This window comes from Bacillus sp. EB106-08-02-XG196, from assembly GCF_013396335.1.
GTDB lineage: Bacteria > Bacillota > Bacilli > Bacillales > Cytobacillaceae > Neobacillus.
The window spans coordinates 63,479-84,510 of the sequence record NZ_JABWSY010000014.1 but is presented as its reverse complement, the minus strand read 5'-3'; the positions used below and the strand labels follow the sequence as shown (position 1 = coordinate 84,510).

The window sequence follows — 21,032 nt, the reverse complement described above, 5'->3', positions numbered from 1 at the left end:
AATTTAAACTTTTTTTAATCGTCGAATATCTGATATAGTAGTCTTTGAGATAGATAGGAGGACTACTATATGAAATGTTTCTCGATCGATTTAGACGGTACGCTATTAAATTCTGAACATGATATATCTGAAGCTAACCTTCAAACCATCAATGAATTGCGTGGACAAGGTCATGCTGTTATTTTGAACACGGGCCGCGCTTATGCAGATGTCATAAAAATAGAAGCATTACAAAATTTAGAGATTCCTATTTTTTGTGTCAATGGATCTGTATTATTCTCGGCAGCGAAAGAGCTTTTGTATGAGGCGACTATTTCGATTGAAACGTACAAAGAACTGTTTCCAATCTTAAAGGGATTAGGTGTTGGCATTTTAGTCTATACCAATTATGGAGGCTTTCCGTCCACTTTACCGCCGCTCCATAAAAAAAGTAAAGAAGAACTCAATACTATTTTTAAAGAATTCAACTATGATGAAGTTCTTGATAAAGATCAGTTGAAAATCTATAAATTAATCGCTTTAACCCATCATGATGAATTAGAAAAAGTCGAAGTGGTTAAGAAGGCGCTTGAGGGGAAGTTTGATATTTCAATGGCTTCTTCATTCCCCAATAATGTAGAAATCACATCTAACGAAGCACATAAAGGAAAAGCATTATTGCGATACCAGACAATGATGAATCTTGATTTCGAAGAAATTATTGCTTTTGGTGATGGCGGGAATGACCTTGCAATGTTCGAGGTAGCAACTACTTCTGTTGCGATGGCAAATGCTCCACTAAATGTTCAAGGAAAAGCAGACATTATTACAAAATCTAACGACGAAGACGGATTTGCTTATGCAGTTCGTCATTTACTAAATCTTCATACAGAAGCAATCGTAAAATAAGAAAAGCCTAATTTCCGATTAAATAGGAAATTGGGCTTTTCTTGGCTATGTTAAAGCAAATTATTGATATTGGCACGCTGTTGATTTGTGCGGAAGGCGCGAGACTCCTGCAGGAGGACGGGACAGGGGAGACCCCGCAGGCGCTTTAGCGCCGAGGAGGCTTCCCGAACCGCCTGCGGAAAGCGAAGCGCCTGGAGCACAAATCAACAGCCACGTTTAACAGAGTCATTATTTTAATTCGTTACGGGCTTTTTCAAGAATCCCATTAATAATGCAGAAACAATTGCACCAATCACAACGGCAACTAAATACATGATCCAGCTTCCGTCAACGAGTGGAATAACGAATAATCCACCATGCGGGGCACGAAGTCCAATACTGAACATCATTGATAAAGCACCAGCAACTGCTGAACCAGCCATAACAGAAGGGATGACACGAAGCGGATCAGCCGCTGCAAATGGAATAGCTCCTTCAGTGATAAAGGATAATCCCATAATATAGTTCACCTTACCTGCTTCTTGGTCTTGCTTGCTGAACTTTTTCTTAAATAGTGTAGTTGCAATCGCAATTCCTAATGGAGGAACCATACCTGCAGCCATAATGGCAGCCATTGGTTCATAGACACCATTTGCTAATAACCCTGTACCAAACACATAAGCTGCCTTGTTAACTGGACCGCCCATATCAAAGGACATCATTAATCCTAAAATAATTCCAAGTAAAACAGCATTTCCTGTACCTAAACCAGATAACCACTCAGAAATAGCGGTGTTTAATGCACCAACAGGCTTGTTTACAACAAATAACATAATGAATCCGGTTAAAGCAATCCCTAATAAAGGGTATAACAAGATGGTTTTAATTCCTTCAAGAGAAGATGGCATGCCAGATAGAAGCTTTTTCAATCCTACTACTAAATAACCTGCTAAGAAACCTGCAACAAGCCCGCCTAAGAATCCAGCACCGCCGCTTGTTGCCAGCATTCCGCCGACCATACCTGCTGCAAAACCGGGGCGGTCCGCAATGCTCATGGCAATAAATCCTGCTAAAATGGGAACCATTAACGCAAAGGCATTTCCGCCGCCAATGGTCATTAATGCTTCAGCAATAGGATGATAGGTTGGGTCATCAGGATTAGCTGAATTAATCCCGAACATAAAGCTGATGGCGATTAAGATACCGCCTCCGACAACGAATGGAAGCATATTAGAAACACCATTCATTAAGTGCTTATAAATAGTGGAACCGACTCCTCTTCCAGTTTGTTCACTTTCCTGATTGGATTTTCCACTGCCGCTATAAATCGGTGCATCTTGCTTTAAAGCTCTTTCGATTAGTTCCTTTGGTTTACGAATACCATTGGCAACAGCCGTTTCAATGACATGCTTGCCATTAAAGCGGTTCATTTCAACCTTTGTATCAGCAGCTACAATAACGGCAACAGCATTTTCAATTTCTTCAGCTGTTAGCACATTTTTAGCACCTCCGGAACCGTTTGTTTCAACTTTAATATCAACACCCATTTCCGCTGCTTTTGCTTTTAACGAATCAGCAGACATATATGTGTGGGCAATCCCTGTAGGACAAGCCGTTACAGCAACAATAAATTGTTTCTTGCCTGCCATGGATTGTACTTCTTCTTTTTCTTCTTGATCATGAGAATTAATAATGTTTAAGACCTCATCAGCATTTTTAGCTTCTAAAAGTTGTTTGCGTACTTCATCTTTTAATAGAATGGTTGAAAGTCGAGAAAGTGCCTCTAAATGTGTATTGTTTGCCCCTTCTGTAGCTGCAATCATAAAGAAGAGGTGGGAGGGCTGTCCATCAAGAGATTCATAGTTTACACCAGCATTTGATCTCCCGAACGCAATCGCTGCATGTTTAACAGCGTTTGTTTTTGCATGGGGGATCGCAATACCTTCACCAATACCTGTTGTACTTTGTTCTTCTCTTTTCATAATGGCCTTCTTATATTCGGTGCGATCATTTAACTTGCCTGCATGATCTAAAACTGATACTAACTCTTCAATGGCGCCGGTTTTTGTTGAACTAGTTAATGAAAGGTTGATGGTTTCTTTGGTTAATAGCTCTGTAATCCTCATCGTCATTCTCCTCTTTGGTTTGTCTTTTCTATTTTTACTTGAGGGAGCAAGTCTTCCATTTTTTCGCGTGTGCATAATCCGATCGAAAATGCAGTCGCACTGCCAGCTGCCACACTAAAACGAAAAGCTTCTTCTAGCGATTTTGTTTTTTCATAGGCTGCGATAAAACCGGCCACCATGGAATCCCCTGCACCCACTGAGCTTTTTACATCACCTTTTGGGCTAGTAGCGATTAAGGCTATGTCCTTATTAATTAGGACAGCTCCTTTTTCGGCAAGAGATACAATCACGTTTTGGGCACCTTGTTTGACAAGCTCTCTACCGAAAGGAATAACCTCTTCACAAGAGTTGATAACGGTATTGAATAAGTCACCAAGCTCATGATGATTTGGTTTGATTAAGAAGGGATGTAAGGGAAGTACTTTTTTCAGTAATTCTCCTTCTGCATCGACCACAAATTTTGTTCCATTTGCATTACATAGTTTTACAAGCTCCTTATACGTACTCTCCGGCATAGTTGATGGAATACTGCCAGCGAGAACAAGGGTATCTTCGCTTGTTAGTTCTCTAATTTTTCCTTTTAAGGATTCAAAGTTTTCTTCTGTAATGTTGGGACCTTTTGCATTTATTTCGGTTTCTTTGTCTGACTTGAGTTTTACATTTATTCTCGTATCTTCATTGACTTTCACAAAGTCAGTTTGAATTCCTTGTGAGGTTAAGAAGCCTTCAATATAGTCACCGGTAAAACCACCTAAAAATCCGAGAGCGTAACTATCTACATCTAATCTCTTTAATACTTGTGAAACATTGATTCCTTTTCCACCTGGAAATTTGGATTCATTTTTTGTTCGATTTAACTCACCAAGCGTTACCTGATCAACTTCTACGATGTAATCAAGTGATGGGTTTAACGTAACTGTATAAATCATGATGTAACCACCTTAATTTTTGTTTTGCTGTGATATTGCTCCTTCGTATCAAGGTCTAACTCATTTGTAATAATCGTTGCCTGATGAAGATCGGTGATTTTTGCAAAAGCGACTTCCGAAAACTTTGATTCATCCGCCACTACATAGGCTTCACTCGATAATGAAATCGCCAGTTGTTTGATCATTGCTTCTTCAGGATCAGGAGTTGTATAACCGAATTGCGAATGAATCCCGTTCACTCCCATAAAGCACTTGTCAAATCTGTAATGTCCCAGACTATCTAATGCCCCTCGGCCAATTAAGGCTTTAGTAGTGGGCTTCGCATAACCGCCTATTAAAAATGTTTTTATGTTTTTTTCTAAAAGTTCATTTGCATGTGATAGTCCGTTTGTAACAACCACAATATTGTCTGGAAGAAAAGGAATCATTTCGTAAATAGTAGAACCGGCATCCAAATAAATACAATTACCTTCTTCCACTAAACCTCCGGCAAACTGAGCGATTTGACGTTTTGCCTGAAGGTTTTTGGAGGATTTCTCCGTCATACTTGGTTCCTGGAGCTTTCCTTGCAGCCTAGCAGCACCACCATGAACTCGCTTGAGAAGTTTTCCTTCTTCTAGCTGTATAAGATCTCTTCGGATCGTTGATTCTGAGGAATTCGTTAGCTCAACGAGTTCCTGAAGTTTAACAGAATTCTTTACTTTTAATGCTTCTAATATGATTTGATGGCGTTCTGGTTCTAACATAGATACCGCCTCCTAAAACGCTTTCATTATTTTCTAATTTCATTCTACAATTAAAAACGGTAAAAATCAATCGTAAAAATTCAAAAACAATCTTTTACGGTCAAAAAACACCAAAAAAAGGATGCTATTTTTAGCATCCCTGTAACAGATATTATTCCCAAATGAAATAAAAATAGTTCTGATAGTTTAATAATACTTAGGTTCTAACGAAAATTTTTGAAATTAAACAGTTTTAGTTAAAAATATAGATATATTTGAAACCTTATTGAGTATAATACGTATATGTACAAGTAGAGGTAGTGTAAAAAATTTTTATAGATAGGAAGAATAAATTTGGGCACAAATATAATGATAGTAGCAGATTATATCTATGATATTTACTATTGGTTAATTTTGATTAATATTTTTGGATCTTGGTTCCCGCAATTTCAAACAAGCAAAGTCGGTCTCTTGATAGGCAGAATTGTTAATCCTTACTTGTCTGTCTTTAGGAAATTTATCCCGCCTTTAGGTATGATTGACTTTTCACCAATCGTTGCGATTTTGGCCTACAGCTTTATCGGGCGATTTGCTCTTGCAGGTCTACAACAGCTGTTAATCATGGCAGGTGCCTTTTAATTAATCTTGAAATGGAAGTCAGGGCTTTACTTACATTTAGGTGTAGGGAAAGCCCTATTTCTATACTGAAATTTTTCTAACAATCAGGTAATGCTGGTAGTATCACTTAACTGTTAATATTCTAGAAATAGGATGATTAAAAGGGGAGATTTTGATGAAGTCAGCTTTAATACTCGGGGGAACGCAATTTGTTGGCAAAAGATTGGTGCAATTATTAGTAGATGAAGGGGTAGAAGTGACCATTGCGACAAGAGGTTTGACACCTGATTCCTTTGGTCATCAAGTTAATAGATTGATTATTAACCGTGAAAATGCAGAGTCTTTGGGTCAAGCTTTTAAGGATGAGAAATGGGATGTTGTATTTGATCAAACCTGCTATTCCTCTCAAGAAGCCCTTGATTCGTTAAAAACACTGAATGGCAGGGTTAAAAAATATATATTTACTTCTAGCCAGGCCGTTTATGATTTTGGGACGAATAGTACGGAAGAAGGCTTTAATCCAATGGAGTTTCAGCCTGTATTAAAATCGAGGAGAGAATACATAGGGTATGTAGGATATCAGGAAGCAAAACGAGCGGCGGAAGCAATCCTTTTTCAGAATGCAGACTTTCCAATAGTGGCTGTCCGTTTTCCGATTATTATTGGAAAAGACGATTACACCAATCGTTTGAAATTCCATGTAGAGCATGTGAAAGAAGGAAAACCAATGTTCATTGAACATCCTACCTTTAGATATAGTTTTATTGACTCAGAAAAAGCCGCTGCGTTTTTATTAAGTATGGCGAAGTCCGATTATCACGGTCCGATTAATCCAGGTTCTGAGGAAGATATCAGTTTGGGCGAATTAAACGGATTAATTGAGGAACTAATTGGTACTAAAGCGATTTTAAGTGTAGAGGGTGACCCATCTCCTTATAATTTGCCTGGATCATGGTCGGTGAATACGAGTCTTGCTCAGTCCATGGGGTTCAGTTTTTCTTCATTAGATAATCTTTTGAAAAAATTAATACATCACTATTCATAGTTTAAATAAAGGGGGAAATATCATGAGTATTCGGAAGGCAACAATAAATGAGCTAGATTCTTTAACAGAGCTATTCGATTCCTATCGGGTGTTTTATAAACAAGATTCTGATATTGAAGCTGCAAAATCCTTTTTAAAAGAAAGATTACTAAACGAGGATTCAGTCGTTTTTATTGCCTATGATGAGAGTAATCCGATTGGATTTGTTCAGCTATATCCGACCTTTTCCTCAGTCAGTATGAAACGATCATGGGTCCTGAATGATTTATATGTAAATGCATCTGCTCGCAAGAAGGGTTTTGGCGAGAAATTAATTCAAAAAGCCATTGAATTTGCAGAAGAGACAGGTGCCAAAGGTTTAGCTTTAGAAACTGGTCAAGATAATATAGCCGCACAGAGACTGTATGAAAAAATAGGATTTAAAAAAGAGTCCAATTACTTTTACTATTTTTCTATATAAATGGATAAGATTGCACAAACTACCTTTATTGAAAAATATTGGGGGGGAGTTTTAATGAATAATGAAAATCAAAATGATACGATTATTTCAAATGAAGCATTGCGTGGTAAACCGTATCTTGATATAGACCGGGTTATTACAGAAGGGAACACAAATAGCTCTGCTCATAATAAAAAGGAAAAATAATCTGCGTGTGTAAAGAGGCTGAAACAGCCTCTTTTTATTTTTGATATTGTCTTAGGTTGTTTCAATTACTTTTTTGCAAGTCCTACAGCTATGTATTTCCATCTTTCCGGAGCTATTTTATTTACACATAGATTGTCTATTAATCCTAAGATGTTTCGTTGTCTTTCGTTTCGACCTAATGCTGCTAGAAATCCAGTTGAGAAGTAATTACGGTAACTAAACGGATTTAAGAATTCTTCTATTTCATTAATAGTGGGATATCTCCAAGTACTTCCCCAGTTAGTGAAGTATTTCCTTAACATAACATGCAGAGGGGAGGCAACTAGATTCTCAGCAAAAAAAAGCTCACCGCCAGGTTTCAGCACACGATATATTTCATTGATTGCTTTACATTGTGCCTCCTTATTATTATTGTAGCCAATCCCGCCTAATACTGATTTAAACACAACAATATCAAACGCTTCATTCTCATAAGGAATATTGGTTGCATCAATATCTTTATATTCAACTAGATGATGAATTCCGTGTTTTTGATGAAGATGTCTAGCTTTATCTGAAGGACCTGTTACGTCACTGCATGTTACCTTGCATCCTTGATTAGCTAACCAAAGGGACAGACCGCCGTTTCGGCTCCCAATTTCTAATGCAGTACTATTTACTAAATCTAATGTGCTTTCTTTTAGCCAATAGTTTAGGGATATACTCCAATTTCGGATGTCCCATTCAATAATATCTTTCAAATGATTCTTCATTGAAATTCTCTCCTGCCTTAAATTTACTTACAATCCAGTAATAAATAACGAAAATATGACCTCGATATATCCAAGATAGGTGTTTAAGGTGTTGACGAAGAAACCTATGGAGCCGATTGAAAAGAGGATAGAAATTAATAGTAAGATTTTCAAACTAAAATCTGCTCCTTTAAAGAAAATTATTACTTATCTAAAATTCCCATAAACATGTTAAGCTATTCAAAAACTGTGGAATAAATAATCTATAAAAAAGATTTAGCTCGTATTGTTATCTATCTTTTTTGAATTTTAGTAAAATATTTGATATAACCCTAAAAGAAAAGGAGAATGTTCATGGAAATTAGACAACTAACTTCTTCGGATGCAGAAAAATATTGGGACCTAAGGTTAGAAGCATTACAGCAGGCTCCAGAAGCATTTTTAACGAGTTATGAAGACGCGATGAAAAGGGAAAATCCGATTGCTCAGGTTGAGAGTAATTTTAAAACAGAAGGTAATTATACTTTTGGGGCGTTTGAAGGTAATGAGCTAATTGGAGTTGTTACACTCCTTCAAGAAAAGGCAGAGAAAATACAACACCGGGCAAACATTTATGCGATGTATGTTACTCCAAAGAAACAAGGCGCAGGTGTGGGGAAAGCATTACTAACAGAAGCGATTACTATAGCAAAATCAATTGAAGCTATTGAAAAAATTAATTTATCTGTCGTTGCGAGTAATGAACCAGCTAAGAAGCTATATACGAAGCTTGGATTTAAAGTATTTGGACTTGAAGAAAAAGCAATGAAACTGAATGGCGTTTATTTGGATGATGAACATAGAGTGCTGCATTTAAAATGAACAAACTTACCATTAGACGAGAAACCGTTCAAGATGAACAAAGAATAATGAGGTGTATAAAATGACAGCAAATAAGCAGGGAAGTATTGCAGCTGAAATCAAGGCGGATGGTTCGTTTAACCGGCAGAAAAATAGATTTAGTACACCGTTTGGATTAGGTGAAGGTGAACTGCCTATTGAAGCAGGGAGATATCGACTACTATGGTCAGCCGTCTGCCCCTGGGCACATCGTTCGGTGATTGTCAGAAGAATACTTGGATTAGAAGAGGTTATCAGTTTAGGTACGGCTAGTCCGATGCGCCCCAAACTTCCACATGTAGACTGGGAATTTTCCTTGGATGAATGCGGGGTAGACCCTGTTTTAGGAATTCGCTATATGAGTGAAATCTATAAGAAAACAGTTCCGGATTATTCGGGGAGACCAACTGTTCCTGTCTTCGTGGATGTGAAGGAACAAAAAGTTGTGAACAATGATTATTTTAAACTAACAAACTATCTGGAAACAGCCTGGGCACCTTTTCACAAGGAAAATGCTCCAGATTTATATCCTGAATCGTTACGTGAAGAAATTGATGCCTTAAACGATGTCATCTTCCATGAAGTGAACAATGGAGTGTATAAATGCGGTTTTGCTCAAACTCAGGAAGCTTATGAGCAGGCATATGATACTTTGTTTGCTAGAATAGATGAATTAGAGAAGCGCCTTTCAATACAACGTTTCTTATTCGGAGACTTTATTACCGATTCCGATGTACGGCTATACGCTACATTAGTCCGGTTCGATGCTGCTTATTACTCCGCATTTAAGACAAATCGAAATCGAATCGTTGATTTTCCACATCTATGGGGATATTTACGAGATTTATATCAAACTCCTGGTTTTGGTGATACCACTGATTTCGATGCAATTAAAAGGCATTATCATCTATCGAATCATATAGCAAGCAATGATCAAAAGGGACATAATAGTATTCTGCCAAAAGGACCGGACCTATCAGGGCTTCTATCTCAGCATAACCGCCAAGAATTAAGTGGCAATGAAGAAAAATTTTGCATTCGATAAGGAGGGAGCAGGGGGAATGATGATTCGGAAAGCTTTAGAAAGTGAATTACCATTTATACGAGAACAAAGAGTACTCTCTTACGAAGAGCATGCTGCCATAATCCCTGAGAGTCATTGGCGGGCATTGAAACAGGCAATTTCATCAGAGAGTGATACACAACCAGGAGTTGAGCTGCTAGTAGCGGTAGTCGATGATATAATTCTAGGAAGTGTTGCCTTGTTCCCGGCAGAGACAGATGCCTATGAAGGCAACGTTGAAGTTGTGGATTATCCTGAAATACGTATGCTCGCGGTTTCTCCAGAAGCGCGGGGGAAGGGAGTAGCTACAGCCCTGCTTTCTGAATGTATAAGGCTTTCAAAAGAGAAAGGGCACCATTCCGTCGGGCTTCATACCGGCGAATTTATGGAAAATGCGATGAGACTATATGAGCGAATTGGTTTCAAAAGATTACCACAATACGACTTTCAACCTGCAGACGACGGTATCATTGTAAAAGCCTATGTACTAACTTTTGAATGAAACACAGTGGAAAAGAGTTCTTTTGCTGAATTTAATTGACAGAATATTAACTATACTACTATAATATAACTTATATTATTTGTCCCTGCTAAATAATCAGCAGGGGCTTTTTTATTATTTTAAAAAATATAGGAAGTGCATTTATGGAATTACAAAAAAGTTTATTGCCACGTCATATTCGTATGATGGCCCTCGGAGGAGCAATAGGGACTGGTATATTTAAGGGGACTTCTGAAACAGTTTCGATTGCGGGACCTGCGGTTATTTTTTCTTATTTGTTTGCAGGCTTATTACTTCTTATTGTGATGAGTGCCATTGCTGAGATGGCTATCGCTTTTCCTGGAGTAAATATGAAAGGGTTTATACATAAGGCATTTGGAACAAATGTGTCCTTTGTAATCGGATGGCTTTACTGTTTTATGTGGTTAGTTGTATGTGTGATAGAAGTGATCGCTGCGGGAAGCTTTTTGCAATATTGGTTTCCTTCTATGTCTTTGTGGTCTTTAAGTTTCATAAGTGCTGTTTTCATTGTGGCTATTAATTTTATGAATGTGAAACGTTATGGTGAGTTTGAATTTTGGTTTGCTGGAATAAAAATTACCATGATTGTCTTATTTGTTGTGTTAGGATCCGGTATTTTATTTGGAATCATCCCGAGCAATGAAAGTGACTATTTACAAAATTATGTACAACACGATGGCTTCTTCCCGAATGGCTGGTCTGGAGTATTCTCTGCCTTATTAATCGTCATTTTCTCATACGGCGGTACTGAACTTATTGGATTGACTTTATCGGAAACGAAGGATGCAGACAAGGTATTGCCTAAAGTGATTAAAGGAGTGATTGGGAGAATTGTCATATTCTATACACTCCCGATTCTCATCATTTGCGGATTAATTCCATGGAATGAAATCGGCAGCCAAGCAAGCCCGTTTGTGCAAGTGCTATCTGCAGTCGGTTTTGATGGAGCGGCTCATATCATGAACTTTGTCCTTATTACTGCTGTTTTGTCTGCAGCTAATTCTGGGATATATGGATGTACACGTATGATGTATTCACTAGCAGCAGAAGGGGAAGCACCGAAACTATTTTCATATGTCTCTAAGAACGGTGTTCCTTTATATAGCGTTATCTTTAGTGCTATTATCCTTATCGGAGGTACATTTGTTGCGTATTTTTCGCCTGACCGTGTTTTTGGATATTTAATGGCCATACCTGGTTTTACGGTATCGGTGGTGTGGATTAGCATCTGTTTAGCACAAGTAAAGCTTCGAAAAACCTATACAAACCTGCCAAGTTTTAAAGTTTGGGGATTTCCGTATGTTACCTCATTTACTGCCATAGCATTAAGTGTTAGCTGTGTGGCATTTGCATTCAGCGAACAAAATCGAGCTAGCATGCTTGTTTGTTTAGGGGTGCTTATTATCTTAATTCTGTGTTCGGTTTTTAGAAAAAAAGCGTAATCCCAAAAATCCTGTCCTTAACTGTGTAACCACCGAAAGGAAAATAAGCGGAGATTTTCCGGTTAGTCGCAGAATGAAGCTAGTTTCGGGGTATATAAGCGGAAGTTTTCCGCTTATGCAACGCAAAATCCTCCATTTTCACGTTTTTCGAGTCAATAGGCGGAATTTCTCCGTCTATTTATCAGACCAGATGTTTAACCATTGAAAATGGCAAGGTTTTTGTCTATATTTCTGTAGTTGCTTTACGTACTGTTTTTATTTTATAGATGAAATAATAATATTTATATAAAATAACGGCTGCAAGCATGACGCGGACCATGAGGCTATCAAGGATGAAAAAAGGAATGGCAATCATCACATCAGCGAATAACAAAATTGTGAGCTTTTGTTTTAACGTCATCGACCTCTCTTTTACAAAAGTCTCTAAGTGGCGTTTATAGAGAGTGGTACCCTTGAAACAGATCTCAAAGCGTTCAGATCCTTTTACAAAACAGTAGGAAGCTAGTAGTAATAACGGAGTTGTCGGCAATACTGGCAAAATAAGACCCAAAACCCCTAAGCCGAGGGAAATAAAACCGATAATTATATATAGAAGTTTTACAATTTTACTCATATCGCATTGTCCCCTGTTCATCAAAGTACATCTATATTATACCACTTTAAAAAAGAAAGTTTTTTGACAGATTAAGTACATTAAAACTGTTTTAACCACCATTATGTTAAAATAATGAGGTCTAGAGAATGGGGGCTGCTATAAAATGATTACATTCTATAAAGTTATCGTAGTTATACATATTTTTTCGGCGATTATTGGAATGGGGCCAGGTTTTATCCTTACGACAGTTGTAAAGTCGGGAAAGACCATGACAGAATTAAGGCATTCCTATGCCGTTAGAAATAAACTGCATATCTATGTGATGGTAGGTGGTACGCTTTTACTCATCACTGGATTAATAATGGGCTTCATGAATCCAAGCCTGTTTCGGATGGGCTGGTATGTAACAAGTATCGTACTATATTTAGTAGCGCTAGCAAGTGGACCGCTTTTGTTATCACCGAGGTCTAAGCCAGTAAAGGCCTTATTAGCATCTCATCAGGGAGAGGAAATCCCTGAAGAATATTATCGTTTATCAAGGATTCTATTCAGATATGAACACCTAGCAAACGTTATTTTTACTATCATTATAGCTTTAATGATTTTAAAACCATTTTAATCATGAGCAAAGGTATGGCACATCTCGGGCCATACCTTTTTATTCGTTATCTATCCGAAAATAGATACGATAGTACTTCAGGGAATCTCTTTTTAAACGAAGTATAATTGTGCTCACCATCTTTAATCGTTTGGTAGCGGGTATCTTCAATTCTGCTGTTCAAAATTTCATAGATGGACTGAATCATTTCTGTAAGCTGGATATTCAGTTCTTTATCATCGCTGACTTCGTGAGTACCGAAATCCATATAAAACCTCTCAACTGCAGATAAGTCGGAATTCCTAACAAATACCTCGAGTTCCTCTTGGTTGCGATAATATCCTGGTGATATCGCAGCAATACGCTTGAAAATATGTGGATAAGTGCAGGCTGCATATGTTGAAATAAGACCTCCTAATGAAAATCCAGCCATCGAAGTATGTTCCTTAAGAGTTCGGTATTTATCGTCTATTAATGGTTTCAATTCATTTACGATAAAGTCCAAGTATTGTTCACCTTTTCCACCAGAAGAGCTGGGGTGACCAATTATTTTCTCAGCGATTGCTCCATTTACCCATGGACAGTATTCGTTAATGCGTTCTTCTCCTTCAGGATTTAAATCGATTGCTACTACGATTAGTTCAACTCTATTTTTATCTAAGTAATCCTTTAAACTTAATGATACTCCTTTAATTGCTTCTTCATCTTCAAAAACATTTTGCCCATCATGCATATACAAGACTGGGTAACGCTTGTTTGATTCATGATAACTCAAAGGCAGATACACTCGAATCATTCTTTCTTGATTGAATGAGGACATATAAACATGAAATTTTTCTACCATCAGCACACCTACTATTCTGTATATTCTATTTCATTAATTTACCATATTAGTAAGAAAAGCGGTGAAATAAAAACAGGCTGGTGAGATCGATTTGTCTCACCAGCCTGCGGGAATTGTAATTATCCCTTTAAAGAATCAATTAAACCCACCAGAATCGGTCTCTTTTACATCTTCTGTCGTCATCTCTTCTGTCGTCATCTCTTCTGTCTTCATCGCCAAGAACTCTTACTCTATCAGCACGGATAATAACTTCTTCTGCATCAATAAAGACTCTTCTTACTTTTCCGCGATCATCATCATCACGACGTCTTCTTTCATTAGACATTCCATATCCCCCCTTTCATGCTTGTACTATAAAATATGCTTGTTCAAAAATATGTGATTGGACAAAATACATATTTTTTTAAAAATCACTTACCGGATAGATGAAGAAGGAGATTTGTTTTAATATGTTGAAATAAGGTGAAAATAGATTAATGTTTGAATGGATGAAAGGAAGGTCGAAGATGGATATAGTCGAGAAGGCACTACAGATTGCAAGTAAAAGTCATGAAGGACAATATCGGAAAAATACAGATATTCCTTACATTACACACCCAGTTGCGGTTGGAATGTTGTTATTAAAGTGCGGGTATCATGAGGAAATCGTTGCAGCTGGAATCTTACATGATACTGTAGAGGACACAACCATAACACTTGAAGAAATCAAAAAGGAATTTGGAGAAAATATTGCTAAGATAGTGGAAGGCAGTTCAGAACCTGATAAATCATTGTCATGGAAGGAAAGGAAAGAGCATACGATTGATTTTTTAAAAACAGCCTCAGAGGATATCCGTGCAGTGGTTTGTGCAGATAAGCTACATAATATTCGGTCCATCATAAGGGATTATGAACAAGTTGGCGAAGAGGTTTGGGGCAGGTTTAATGCAGGGAAGGAACAACAAAAGTGGTACTATACCAATGTGGTGGAGAGTTTGGCTCTGCAGTCCACCTTTGATTTATTGACAGAATTAAGAAACGAAGTTGATAGACTTTTCAGGGAATCGTAACGATTTCCTTTTTTTGTTCAATCAGAAATGCACATAACCCCGCCACTACCTAATTTTTTCATCAACCCGTGATACGAGCGTGTCCCTTTTATCCTACAATTTCATATTTTATATAAAAGGAGATGAAAAATATGAGTTGTAGAAAAAGACCGTTTTCGCTTTGTATTTTTCCAGGGTATAGGTGGTGCGGTCCGGGATGCAGCGGTCCAGGAGCACCAATCAATGATGTGGATTCCTGCTGCTACAAACATGATTTATGTCTGAAACGTGGAAACTCCCCTTGTTACTGTGATAAACGATTTATGGAATGCCTTCATTCCAAAATCAATCCTCATACAAAAAAGGGCAGACACGCAAATGTCATGTATAAATTCATGAAACTAAAAACCGGTTTCACATGTGGCCATCATAACAGATGCTAGACAAAATTATTATTGGTAGGCTTTTGGTACTATCAAAGGAAAATAAGCATTTAGATAACATATAAATATAAATTTTTACCATGAATCCTATATAGTTTTCCTAATAATATGTTTGATATAATAGTTTAAAGAAGTAGTGTCCTTGGAAGGTCACTACTTTTTCTTAGTTGGGAGATGAACAAATGCCAATGTTAATAAAATTCGGATCACTAAATGAGCTTAAGATACGTATTTATCTCTGGGTTGTCCCATGTATTATTATTGCTCTCATCTCTAATACACTTCTACAAAATATTGATGCGATTTATAAATTTAATTTTACTATTAATAATACTCTCTCAATATGGTTTATCATCAGTTGGTTTTTACTATACAAAAGACTTTTTGTCCAATTTACTGAATACTCCAATCTGGCTTTAGTCAGTTTTTATCATGTTACGACGTTTTTTGATGCTGTCCGCAACTACATGGTAGTATTAGGCGGGTCTCTTGGGGATTTTATTATCTGGATGCCGGTCATTACCTTGTTCTTTTTCTTAACTTTAGGAACGAAACGAGGGTTATACTATTCTATTGTCATATTTCTTACCACCTTTGTTATGGGGATTATGTATTTAAATAATCTTTCCTCTGAATCAATTGATTCGTTAGGTCAATATTACTTTGCCAATCTTGTTTACATTATTGTTCTCTATTATGCTCAGCATGTGTTTAAGTCTTATGCTGATCTTGAAATGTTTAAAAAGCACGCATATTATGATTCATTAACAAGAATTGCTAATCGCCTGCGGATAGATGAATGGCTGGAAAAGAAGCTCAAGGTTTTTGCAGAGAAAAAAGAAGGATTTTCCGTTATTTTCTTTGACATTGATCATTTTAAGTTGGTTAATGATAACTATGGGCATAAAATTGGTGATGAAGTTCTGATAGAGTTAGCGGAACTCATCCACCATCAGCTTACCAATCGAGAGCTGTTTGGACGCTGGGGCGGGGAAGAGTTCATCATTATCTCAAATACAGTTGGTGAAGATACCGTTAAGCTTGCCGAACATTTAAGGAAGGTTGTTTCTGAACACGGTTTCAAAGGAGCGGGAAACCTTACAGCAAGTTTTGGAGTTACCAATGCTAAACCAGGTGACAGTATTGATTCTTTATTGAATCGGGCTGATAAAGGTTTATACGCGTGTAAATACAGCGGAAGAAATCAAGTTAGTTATATCAAATAAAGGGTTGGTGCCATATTAAGGCACCAACCCATTTTAATTACTTTATTGTCCAAAGGGAAACTCTGCACCTTCCGTAATAATTCTTCCATCCCTAACATCAATATTTCCTTCTATTTTTCCATCCTTAGAAATAACATGGACGATATAGGTTCCTTCACCGGGATAGTAGGCGATGTTTGTAATCTTAAAGGACTCTTCAGGATAATTTTCCTTAAGGTAGGCAGAGACGATCTCTCTGCTATTTTCCTTTGTGACAGGGTTTCCATTAAAAAAGAAATAGATGAAACCAGACAAGAGCAGCACAATAACAATAATTGATAAAAAAATAGCTTTTGCCTTCATAAATAAGATACACCCCTTAATCTCACTTTATTTCCATTATAGTGTAAAATTACACCTTTTGGTATCGTTTTGTTCTTAAAAATAGAAAAAGGGCAAAAAAAGAGCCCGGTACACTTGTACCAAGCTAAATTATGGGAAGTTTTAAGAATAAGGTTCCTTTAACCTTAAGACTCAAATAAGTTATCTTTATAATAAGATAAACATTTGTAGAAGTTATAGAGAAGTTATGTGGAATTTGTGAAGATAAATTTGAGCAAAAATAGACAAAAAAAAGGATTGGTACACTCAGTACCAATCAAATTATGGGAAGTTTTTAAGAATAAGGTTCCTAAAACCTAAGTCTCAAATAAGTTATCTTTATAATATGATAAACATTTGTAGAAGTTATAGAGAAGTTATGTGGAATTTGTGAAGATAAAAAAATGGAGCCCAACAGAATAATTGGACTCCATTTTTTTAATGCGGTAAAAATGCAAGCTGGTAAAAGAACAATACGGCGAATACATAGAGAAGCGGGTGAACCTCACGCCATTTCCCTTTGGCTATCTTAAGAAGCGGATAGCTGATGAAACCAAGTGCAATTCCAGTTGCAATGCTCGAGGTTAACGGCATACTCAGAATCACAAGGAATGCAGGAAAAGCTTCATCTAATTCGTCCCATTTAATTTTCGCTATACTTCCCATCATCATGCTGCCCACAATAATAAGAGCAGGTGCGGTAATCGCAGAAATCCCTGACACAGCACTAACAAGAGGTCCGAAGAATGCTGAAAGGATAAACAAGGCAGCAACAGTAAGCGAAGTTAATCCAGTACGACCTCCGGCTGCAACACCTGAAGAAGATTCGATATATGCTGTTGTTGGGCTTGTTCCAAACATGGCACCAATTGATGTTGCAACAGAGTCGGAAAGTAACGCTTGACGTGCACGCGGAAATTTCCCGTTTTTCATTAATCCTGCTTGATGTGCAACACCAATCATTGTGCCGGTGGTGTCAAAAATCGTTACTAAAATAAATGAAAAAACAACGGCATATAGACTGTTCTGAATGACATCACTTAAGGCTGTAATAGGGTTCCCTACAATTAACCTTTCAGGAAGAGAAGGCAGTGATACAAACCCTTGATCAAAAGAAAGCTGGTTCGTAAAAAAGGCAATTAGCCCGGTAATAATCATTCCAAAAAATAAAGCTCCATTGATTCGCAGCACCATCAGAATTAATGTTATGGCCAGTCCGATGATTGCAAGCAGGGCTGAAGGAGATGTAAGATCACCCAAACCGACAAGATTGGTAGGATGAGCAGTAATAATATGCGTAAGTCTCAGACCAATGAAGGCAATAAATAAACCAATACCTGCTGTAATCCCGTGTTTGAGGTTTTCTGGAATCGCATCAATTAATTTTTCTCTAAAAGGTGTTAAAGACAAGATGACAAAAATAATACCAGCAATAAAAACAGCAGCAAAGGCTGTTTCATAGTTAATATTTTGCCCGCCGCCAACGACTGAATAGGCGAAATATGCATTAAGCCCCATTCCAGGTGCAATGGCGATTGGATAATTTGCGAATAATGCCATCCAAAGTGTCCCAACAACTGCAGAGATAATCGTTGCTGTGAATACTTGTTCGAATGGTACACCTGCGTCTGCAAGAATGACTGGATTCACAACAACAATATAAACCATTGTAAAGAAGGTTGTAATTCCTGCGAGTAGTTCTGTTTTTGTATTTGTTTGGTTTTCTTTAAGTTTAAACATAGGATCCTCCAAAATACGAACGTTGTTTATTAACTTTTATATAATATTCGTTTTTGGATAGAATTTCAACCTTTCTTTAAATAAAACAAAACATAGATCTTTGGGGGCAGAAGGTAAGGTTAAAATAAAAAAAGAGCAATGCGCTCTTTTTTATCCCCAAACTTCATCGAGTGTCATTCGAAATAACTGATTTAATAGTTCGGTAGGGTCGGGTTTATCGACTAATAATTCCTTTACATATTGCTCCAAATGATTAATCTCATTTTCTAGGAAGTGGTTAATGACTTCAGTCCCAGGATTAAGGGCAAGAACTTCACCAGCCATTTTTTGTTTGATAAGGTTGTCTATGATTTTTCTAATCTCTCCCGTAGGAAGGAGATCCTCGATCAGCTGATTAAATCCATTAGGAGGAAATTCATTATGCTTTTCAATCCATTTTGCCGCCAAGAGCGGTCTGAATATGTTGAAATACCTTTTTATTTTAATTTCCTTGCATTTTAAATAATCGCGGTAATTCCCTATTGCCATTTTTAAATAATGATGGATTCCAGAAATGGGCGAAAAAATTTGACTTTCTAGCTCTTTCATTTTATTGATGGCAGAGTAAGCTTGGTAATAAACGATATTCGAATGGAGCCATTCCAAAAGCGGCGGATTAGATTTGCGAAATAATCGCAACGCTTTCGTAAGTTCCCAGCCATTTAAGTCCAGTAATTTGTCCACTGGAATAGAAAGCTTATCATGTTTAGGTACCTCGAGCACATCCCGCCGCTGGTCAATTGAGAGATACCATTCCTTTTTATGAATATAAATAAACCGGATATCGTAATCACTTTCCTTCGATGGGAAGCCCCAGGCTCTGCTCCCCGATTCACAGGCATAAAGGATTTTAATATCATAATCTTTTTCAATTTGTTCCAGAACCATTAAGATATGTTCTCTCAATTGTAATACCTCTCTTTTTGCTGAATATATAAACATCAGGACCTTATACCTTTTAATAGGGGGTGATTAAATGTTATCACGGCAATTAATTGTATACTTTCTGCTATGTTTAGTTGCCATTTTAATGGTGAGGGAATTTTCCTTTAGTCCGGAATCCTTTTCTGGTAACGGAAATCCCGTCATTCTTTTATTTCCATTTGTCCTGCTAACGTTTGGTCTATTTGGATATGAATTATTTCTAAAATTTAAGGATGCAGCCTTTAAAAGGACTACTTGGCGAAATGTTGTAGTTTGTGCTTTTATTGTCCTTCTTGCCGTAAGTGTGTTAGAAATATCTTATTTTAACGAGTTGATACAGAAATTAGGTGGTCCCCCCACGAATGAAGCATCTCGAATTTATCACTTTCCATGGTTAAATCAATACACAAATACGATTTTTGTTAATTTCTATACCTTCCTCATTTATGCTTCTTCATTAACATTCTTCACATCATTATACCGCTGGATAAAAAATTAATACTTTATAAAAACAAAATGTTTTGTGTTGTTGTTTCCATGAAATTTGCACTATAATAGAGTTATAAGTGTTCACAGAATTGTCGAATTTATATTTTTGAAATAATAGAAATAGGGTAAACCTAATGGGGAGATATGGAGGGAACGGGAATGATTAGAATGGCTGTTGCGGGTGTTTTGGGTTTTGTTCTAATTTTTATTGAAAGCTTGATTGTTATGAAACTAAAGGGTTATCATGGAATCGAGTTCGGAGGCTTAGCACCTTTTATTAACGTGTGGGCCATGAATTTCTTCCTAGTATTTGCTATACTCACCCAAATAACAAATTGGTATCAAGATCGTGTAGGTTTTGAAAGTGGAGAAGAAGATAATATATATTAATAAAAACGCCTCAATCATTTTGTGATTGAGGCGACTTTTTTGTTACGCGTGTTGTTTTGCAGTTTCTTTACCTTTGAAAACAGTTTTGCGCATGAATGGAACCACCCAGCGGTCAAGACCGATACGGCCAGCGTTATAGCCTGCTGTTAAGATGATAAATCCTAAGAAAATATCTGTTGGGTTATGAGATACGGTTCCTGCTAAGAAGAAGCTGAAGTTCATTACTAGACCAAAGAACATCGCTGCTGTTGTTAAACATCCAAGCATAAGTCCTAAACCAATTAATGTTTCTCCCCAAGGAACAATGAAGTTGAAGACATCAATGTTAGGTAGTGCAAAGCTTTCTAAAAAGTTAACATACCAACCGTACACCATGCTGCCGTCTGGACCTGTTACTGGTTTTGCAATTGCTCCTTTTAAGAATCCTGTTGCATCAAATGCACCACTTTGTAATTTTCCTAGTCCTGCTGTGAACCAAGCGTATCCAAGGTATAAACGAATAAAAGTTAAAATAGCTGCTGAAATTTTATTTTCTCTTAAAAAGTTTATAAACATTATGAAGCATCTCCTTGTTAAATATGTTTTATATATTTACTACACTGCTAATATATCAAATGAATCTTGAAATGAGGATAATTTGTTCATCATTTCACAAATCTGTAAAAAAGATTTGAACAAATTGTAAACAAGGATTTCTTTCAAAACTGTTTAAAGCTGAACTTCAATGCGGAAACCCTGTCAAACCTCCATCTAATACAGAAA

The 21,032-nt window shown here is 37.1% G+C and carries 25 protein-coding genes; 14 read left to right on the top strand and 11 right to left on the bottom strand.

Features of this window, described 5'->3' with window-relative positions; all coding sequences use genetic code 11:
- Positions 1-69: 69 nt before the first annotated feature.
- Positions 70-888 carry an HAD family hydrolase gene (locus MLOOGBEN_RS21000; RefSeq protein WP_179160231.1) on the top strand — a complete coding sequence of 273 codons (819 nt, stop codon included), beginning with the start codon at positions 70-72 and terminating at the stop codon, positions 886-888.
- A gap of 233 nt (positions 889-1,121) precedes the next feature.
- Here MLOOGBEN_RS21000 and MLOOGBEN_RS20995 read toward each other — a convergent pair whose 3' ends face one another.
- Genes MLOOGBEN_RS20995 through MLOOGBEN_RS20985 form a run of 3 tightly spaced genes read right to left on the bottom strand, consistent with a single transcriptional unit; the run spans position 1,122 to position 4,668 of the window.
- On the bottom strand, positions 1,122-2,993 hold the full coding sequence (locus MLOOGBEN_RS20995) for a PTS fructose transporter subunit IIABC (protein ID WP_179160230.1): 1,872 nt from the start codon (positions 2,991-2,993) through the stop codon (positions 1,122-1,124).
- A gap of 2 nt (positions 2,994-2,995) precedes the next feature.
- On the bottom strand, positions 2,996-3,922 hold the full coding sequence (gene pfkB, locus MLOOGBEN_RS20990) for a 1-phosphofructokinase (RefSeq protein ID WP_179160229.1): 927 nt from the start codon (positions 3,920-3,922) through the stop codon (positions 2,996-2,998).
- Positions 3,919-4,668, bottom strand: a complete 750-nt coding sequence (locus tag MLOOGBEN_RS20985; RefSeq protein WP_179160228.1) for a DeoR/GlpR family DNA-binding transcription regulator — start codon at positions 4,666-4,668, stop codon at positions 3,919-3,921. Before MLOOGBEN_RS20985 ends, pfkB begins: the two co-directional genes overlap by 4 nt.
- A gap of 348 nt (positions 4,669-5,016) precedes the next feature.
- Between MLOOGBEN_RS20985 and MLOOGBEN_RS20980 the strand changes: the two genes are divergently transcribed.
- From MLOOGBEN_RS20980 to MLOOGBEN_RS29415, 4 genes are all read left to right on the top strand, one after another.
- Positions 5,017-5,286 carry a YggT family protein gene (locus MLOOGBEN_RS20980; protein ID WP_179160338.1) on the top strand — a complete coding sequence of 90 codons (270 nt, stop codon included), beginning with the start codon at positions 5,017-5,019 and terminating at the stop codon, positions 5,284-5,286.
- Between the two features lie 154 nt (positions 5,287-5,440).
- Positions 5,441-6,310: an NAD-dependent epimerase/dehydratase family protein gene (locus tag MLOOGBEN_RS20975; RefSeq protein WP_179160227.1), complete on the top strand. Its 870-nt coding sequence runs from the start codon at positions 5,441-5,443 to the stop codon at positions 6,308-6,310.
- 22 nt (positions 6,311-6,332) lie between these two features.
- The gene (locus MLOOGBEN_RS20970) at positions 6,333-6,770 is read left to right on the top strand and encodes a GNAT family N-acetyltransferase (RefSeq protein WP_179160226.1); all 438 of its coding nucleotides are present in this window, start codon (positions 6,333-6,335) and stop codon (positions 6,768-6,770) included.
- 54 nt (positions 6,771-6,824) lie between these two features.
- Positions 6,825-6,956, top strand: a complete 132-nt coding sequence (locus MLOOGBEN_RS29415) for a hypothetical protein (protein ID WP_256989202.1) — start codon at positions 6,825-6,827, stop codon at positions 6,954-6,956.
- A 65-nt stretch (positions 6,957-7,021) separates the two neighbouring features.
- Here MLOOGBEN_RS29415 and MLOOGBEN_RS20965 read toward each other — a convergent pair whose 3' ends face one another.
- Positions 7,022-7,708 carry a class I SAM-dependent methyltransferase gene (locus MLOOGBEN_RS20965; RefSeq protein WP_179160225.1) on the bottom strand — a complete coding sequence of 229 codons (687 nt, stop codon included), beginning with the start codon at positions 7,706-7,708 and terminating at the stop codon, positions 7,022-7,024.
- Positions 7,709-8,041: 333 nt separating this feature from the next.
- Here MLOOGBEN_RS20965 and MLOOGBEN_RS20960 point away from each other — a divergent pair, with 333 nt between their 5' ends.
- From MLOOGBEN_RS20960 to MLOOGBEN_RS20945, 4 genes are all read left to right on the top strand, one after another.
- Positions 8,042-8,548 (top strand): GNAT family N-acetyltransferase, encoded by a 507-nt coding sequence (locus tag MLOOGBEN_RS20960; RefSeq protein WP_179160224.1) that lies wholly within the window; start codon positions 8,042-8,044, stop codon positions 8,546-8,548.
- Between the two features lie 61 nt (positions 8,549-8,609).
- Positions 8,610-9,611, top strand: a complete 1,002-nt coding sequence (locus MLOOGBEN_RS20955) for a glutathione S-transferase family protein (RefSeq protein WP_179160223.1) — start codon at positions 8,610-8,612, stop codon at positions 9,609-9,611.
- 16 nt (positions 9,612-9,627) lie between these two features.
- Positions 9,628-10,131, top strand: coding sequence for a GNAT family N-acetyltransferase (locus tag MLOOGBEN_RS20950; protein WP_179160222.1), 504 nt, complete (start codon positions 9,628-9,630; stop codon positions 10,129-10,131).
- Positions 10,132-10,274: 143 nt separating this feature from the next.
- Positions 10,275-11,594, top strand: coding sequence for an amino acid permease (locus MLOOGBEN_RS20945; RefSeq protein ID WP_179160221.1), 1,320 nt, complete (start codon positions 10,275-10,277; stop codon positions 11,592-11,594).
- A gap of 223 nt (positions 11,595-11,817) precedes the next feature.
- On the opposite strand, the gene MLOOGBEN_RS20940 is transcribed toward MLOOGBEN_RS20945, so the two are convergent.
- Positions 11,818-12,207, bottom strand: a complete 390-nt coding sequence (locus MLOOGBEN_RS20940) for a DUF454 family protein (protein WP_179160220.1) — start codon at positions 12,205-12,207, stop codon at positions 11,818-11,820.
- Positions 12,208-12,352: 145 nt separating this feature from the next.
- Here MLOOGBEN_RS20940 and MLOOGBEN_RS20935 point away from each other — a divergent pair, with 145 nt between their 5' ends.
- Positions 12,353-12,808, top strand: a complete 456-nt coding sequence (locus tag MLOOGBEN_RS20935) for a DUF2269 family protein (RefSeq protein WP_179160219.1) — start codon at positions 12,353-12,355, stop codon at positions 12,806-12,808.
- A gap of 46 nt (positions 12,809-12,854) precedes the next feature.
- Here MLOOGBEN_RS20935 and MLOOGBEN_RS20930 read toward each other — a convergent pair whose 3' ends face one another.
- Complete coding sequence (locus MLOOGBEN_RS20930) at positions 12,855-13,631, bottom strand: alpha/beta hydrolase (RefSeq protein ID WP_179160218.1); 777 nt, start codon at positions 13,629-13,631, stop codon at positions 12,855-12,857.
- Between the two features lie 139 nt (positions 13,632-13,770).
- Positions 13,771-13,956 (bottom strand): hypothetical protein, encoded by a 186-nt coding sequence (locus MLOOGBEN_RS20925; protein ID WP_179160217.1) that lies wholly within the window; start codon positions 13,954-13,956, stop codon positions 13,771-13,773.
- Between the two features lie 151 nt (positions 13,957-14,107).
- On the opposite strand from MLOOGBEN_RS20925, the gene MLOOGBEN_RS20920 reads away from it, so the two are divergent.
- Both MLOOGBEN_RS20920 and MLOOGBEN_RS20915 read left to right on the top strand, forming a co-directional pair.
- Positions 14,108-14,680, top strand: a complete 573-nt coding sequence (locus tag MLOOGBEN_RS20920) for an HD domain-containing protein (protein ID WP_306430755.1) — start codon at positions 14,108-14,110, stop codon at positions 14,678-14,680.
- 604 nt (positions 14,681-15,284) lie between these two features.
- A complete protein-coding gene (locus MLOOGBEN_RS20915; RefSeq protein WP_179160216.1) occupies positions 15,285-16,328 on the top strand; it encodes a GGDEF domain-containing protein in 1,044 nt (347 codons plus the stop codon).
- A 42-nt stretch (positions 16,329-16,370) separates the two neighbouring features.
- Here the strand turns inward: MLOOGBEN_RS20915 and MLOOGBEN_RS20910 are convergent, their stop codons facing one another.
- The 3 genes from MLOOGBEN_RS20910 to MLOOGBEN_RS20900 all read right to left on the bottom strand — a co-directional run bounded on the left by MLOOGBEN_RS20910 (position 16,371) and on the right by MLOOGBEN_RS20900 (position 19,373).
- Positions 16,371-16,670, bottom strand: a complete 300-nt coding sequence (locus MLOOGBEN_RS20910) for a YfjL-like protein (RefSeq protein WP_179160215.1) — start codon at positions 16,668-16,670, stop codon at positions 16,371-16,373.
- 456 nt (positions 16,671-17,126) lie between these two features.
- The gene (locus MLOOGBEN_RS20905; protein WP_179160214.1) at positions 17,127-18,428 is read right to left on the bottom strand and encodes an NCS2 family permease; all 1,302 of its coding nucleotides are present in this window, start codon (positions 18,426-18,428) and stop codon (positions 17,127-17,129) included.
- 150 nt (positions 18,429-18,578) lie between these two features.
- Positions 18,579-19,373, bottom strand: coding sequence for a nucleotidyltransferase domain-containing protein (locus tag MLOOGBEN_RS20900; protein WP_179160213.1), 795 nt, complete (start codon positions 19,371-19,373; stop codon positions 18,579-18,581).
- 70 nt (positions 19,374-19,443) lie between these two features.
- Between MLOOGBEN_RS20900 and MLOOGBEN_RS20895 the strand changes: the two genes are divergently transcribed.
- On the top strand, positions 19,444-19,890 hold the full coding sequence (locus tag MLOOGBEN_RS20895; protein ID WP_179160212.1) for a hypothetical protein: 447 nt from the start codon (positions 19,444-19,446) through the stop codon (positions 19,888-19,890).
- A gap of 149 nt (positions 19,891-20,039) precedes the next feature.
- Positions 20,040-20,270: a hypothetical protein gene (locus MLOOGBEN_RS20890; RefSeq protein WP_179160211.1), complete on the top strand. Its 231-nt coding sequence runs from the start codon at positions 20,040-20,042 to the stop codon at positions 20,268-20,270.
- Positions 20,271-20,312: 42 nt separating this feature from the next.
- On the opposite strand, the gene MLOOGBEN_RS20885 is transcribed toward MLOOGBEN_RS20890, so the two are convergent.
- A complete protein-coding gene (locus MLOOGBEN_RS20885; protein WP_179160210.1) occupies positions 20,313-20,825 on the bottom strand; it encodes a DoxX family membrane protein in 513 nt (170 codons plus the stop codon).
- Positions 20,826-21,032 lie beyond the last annotated feature (207 nt).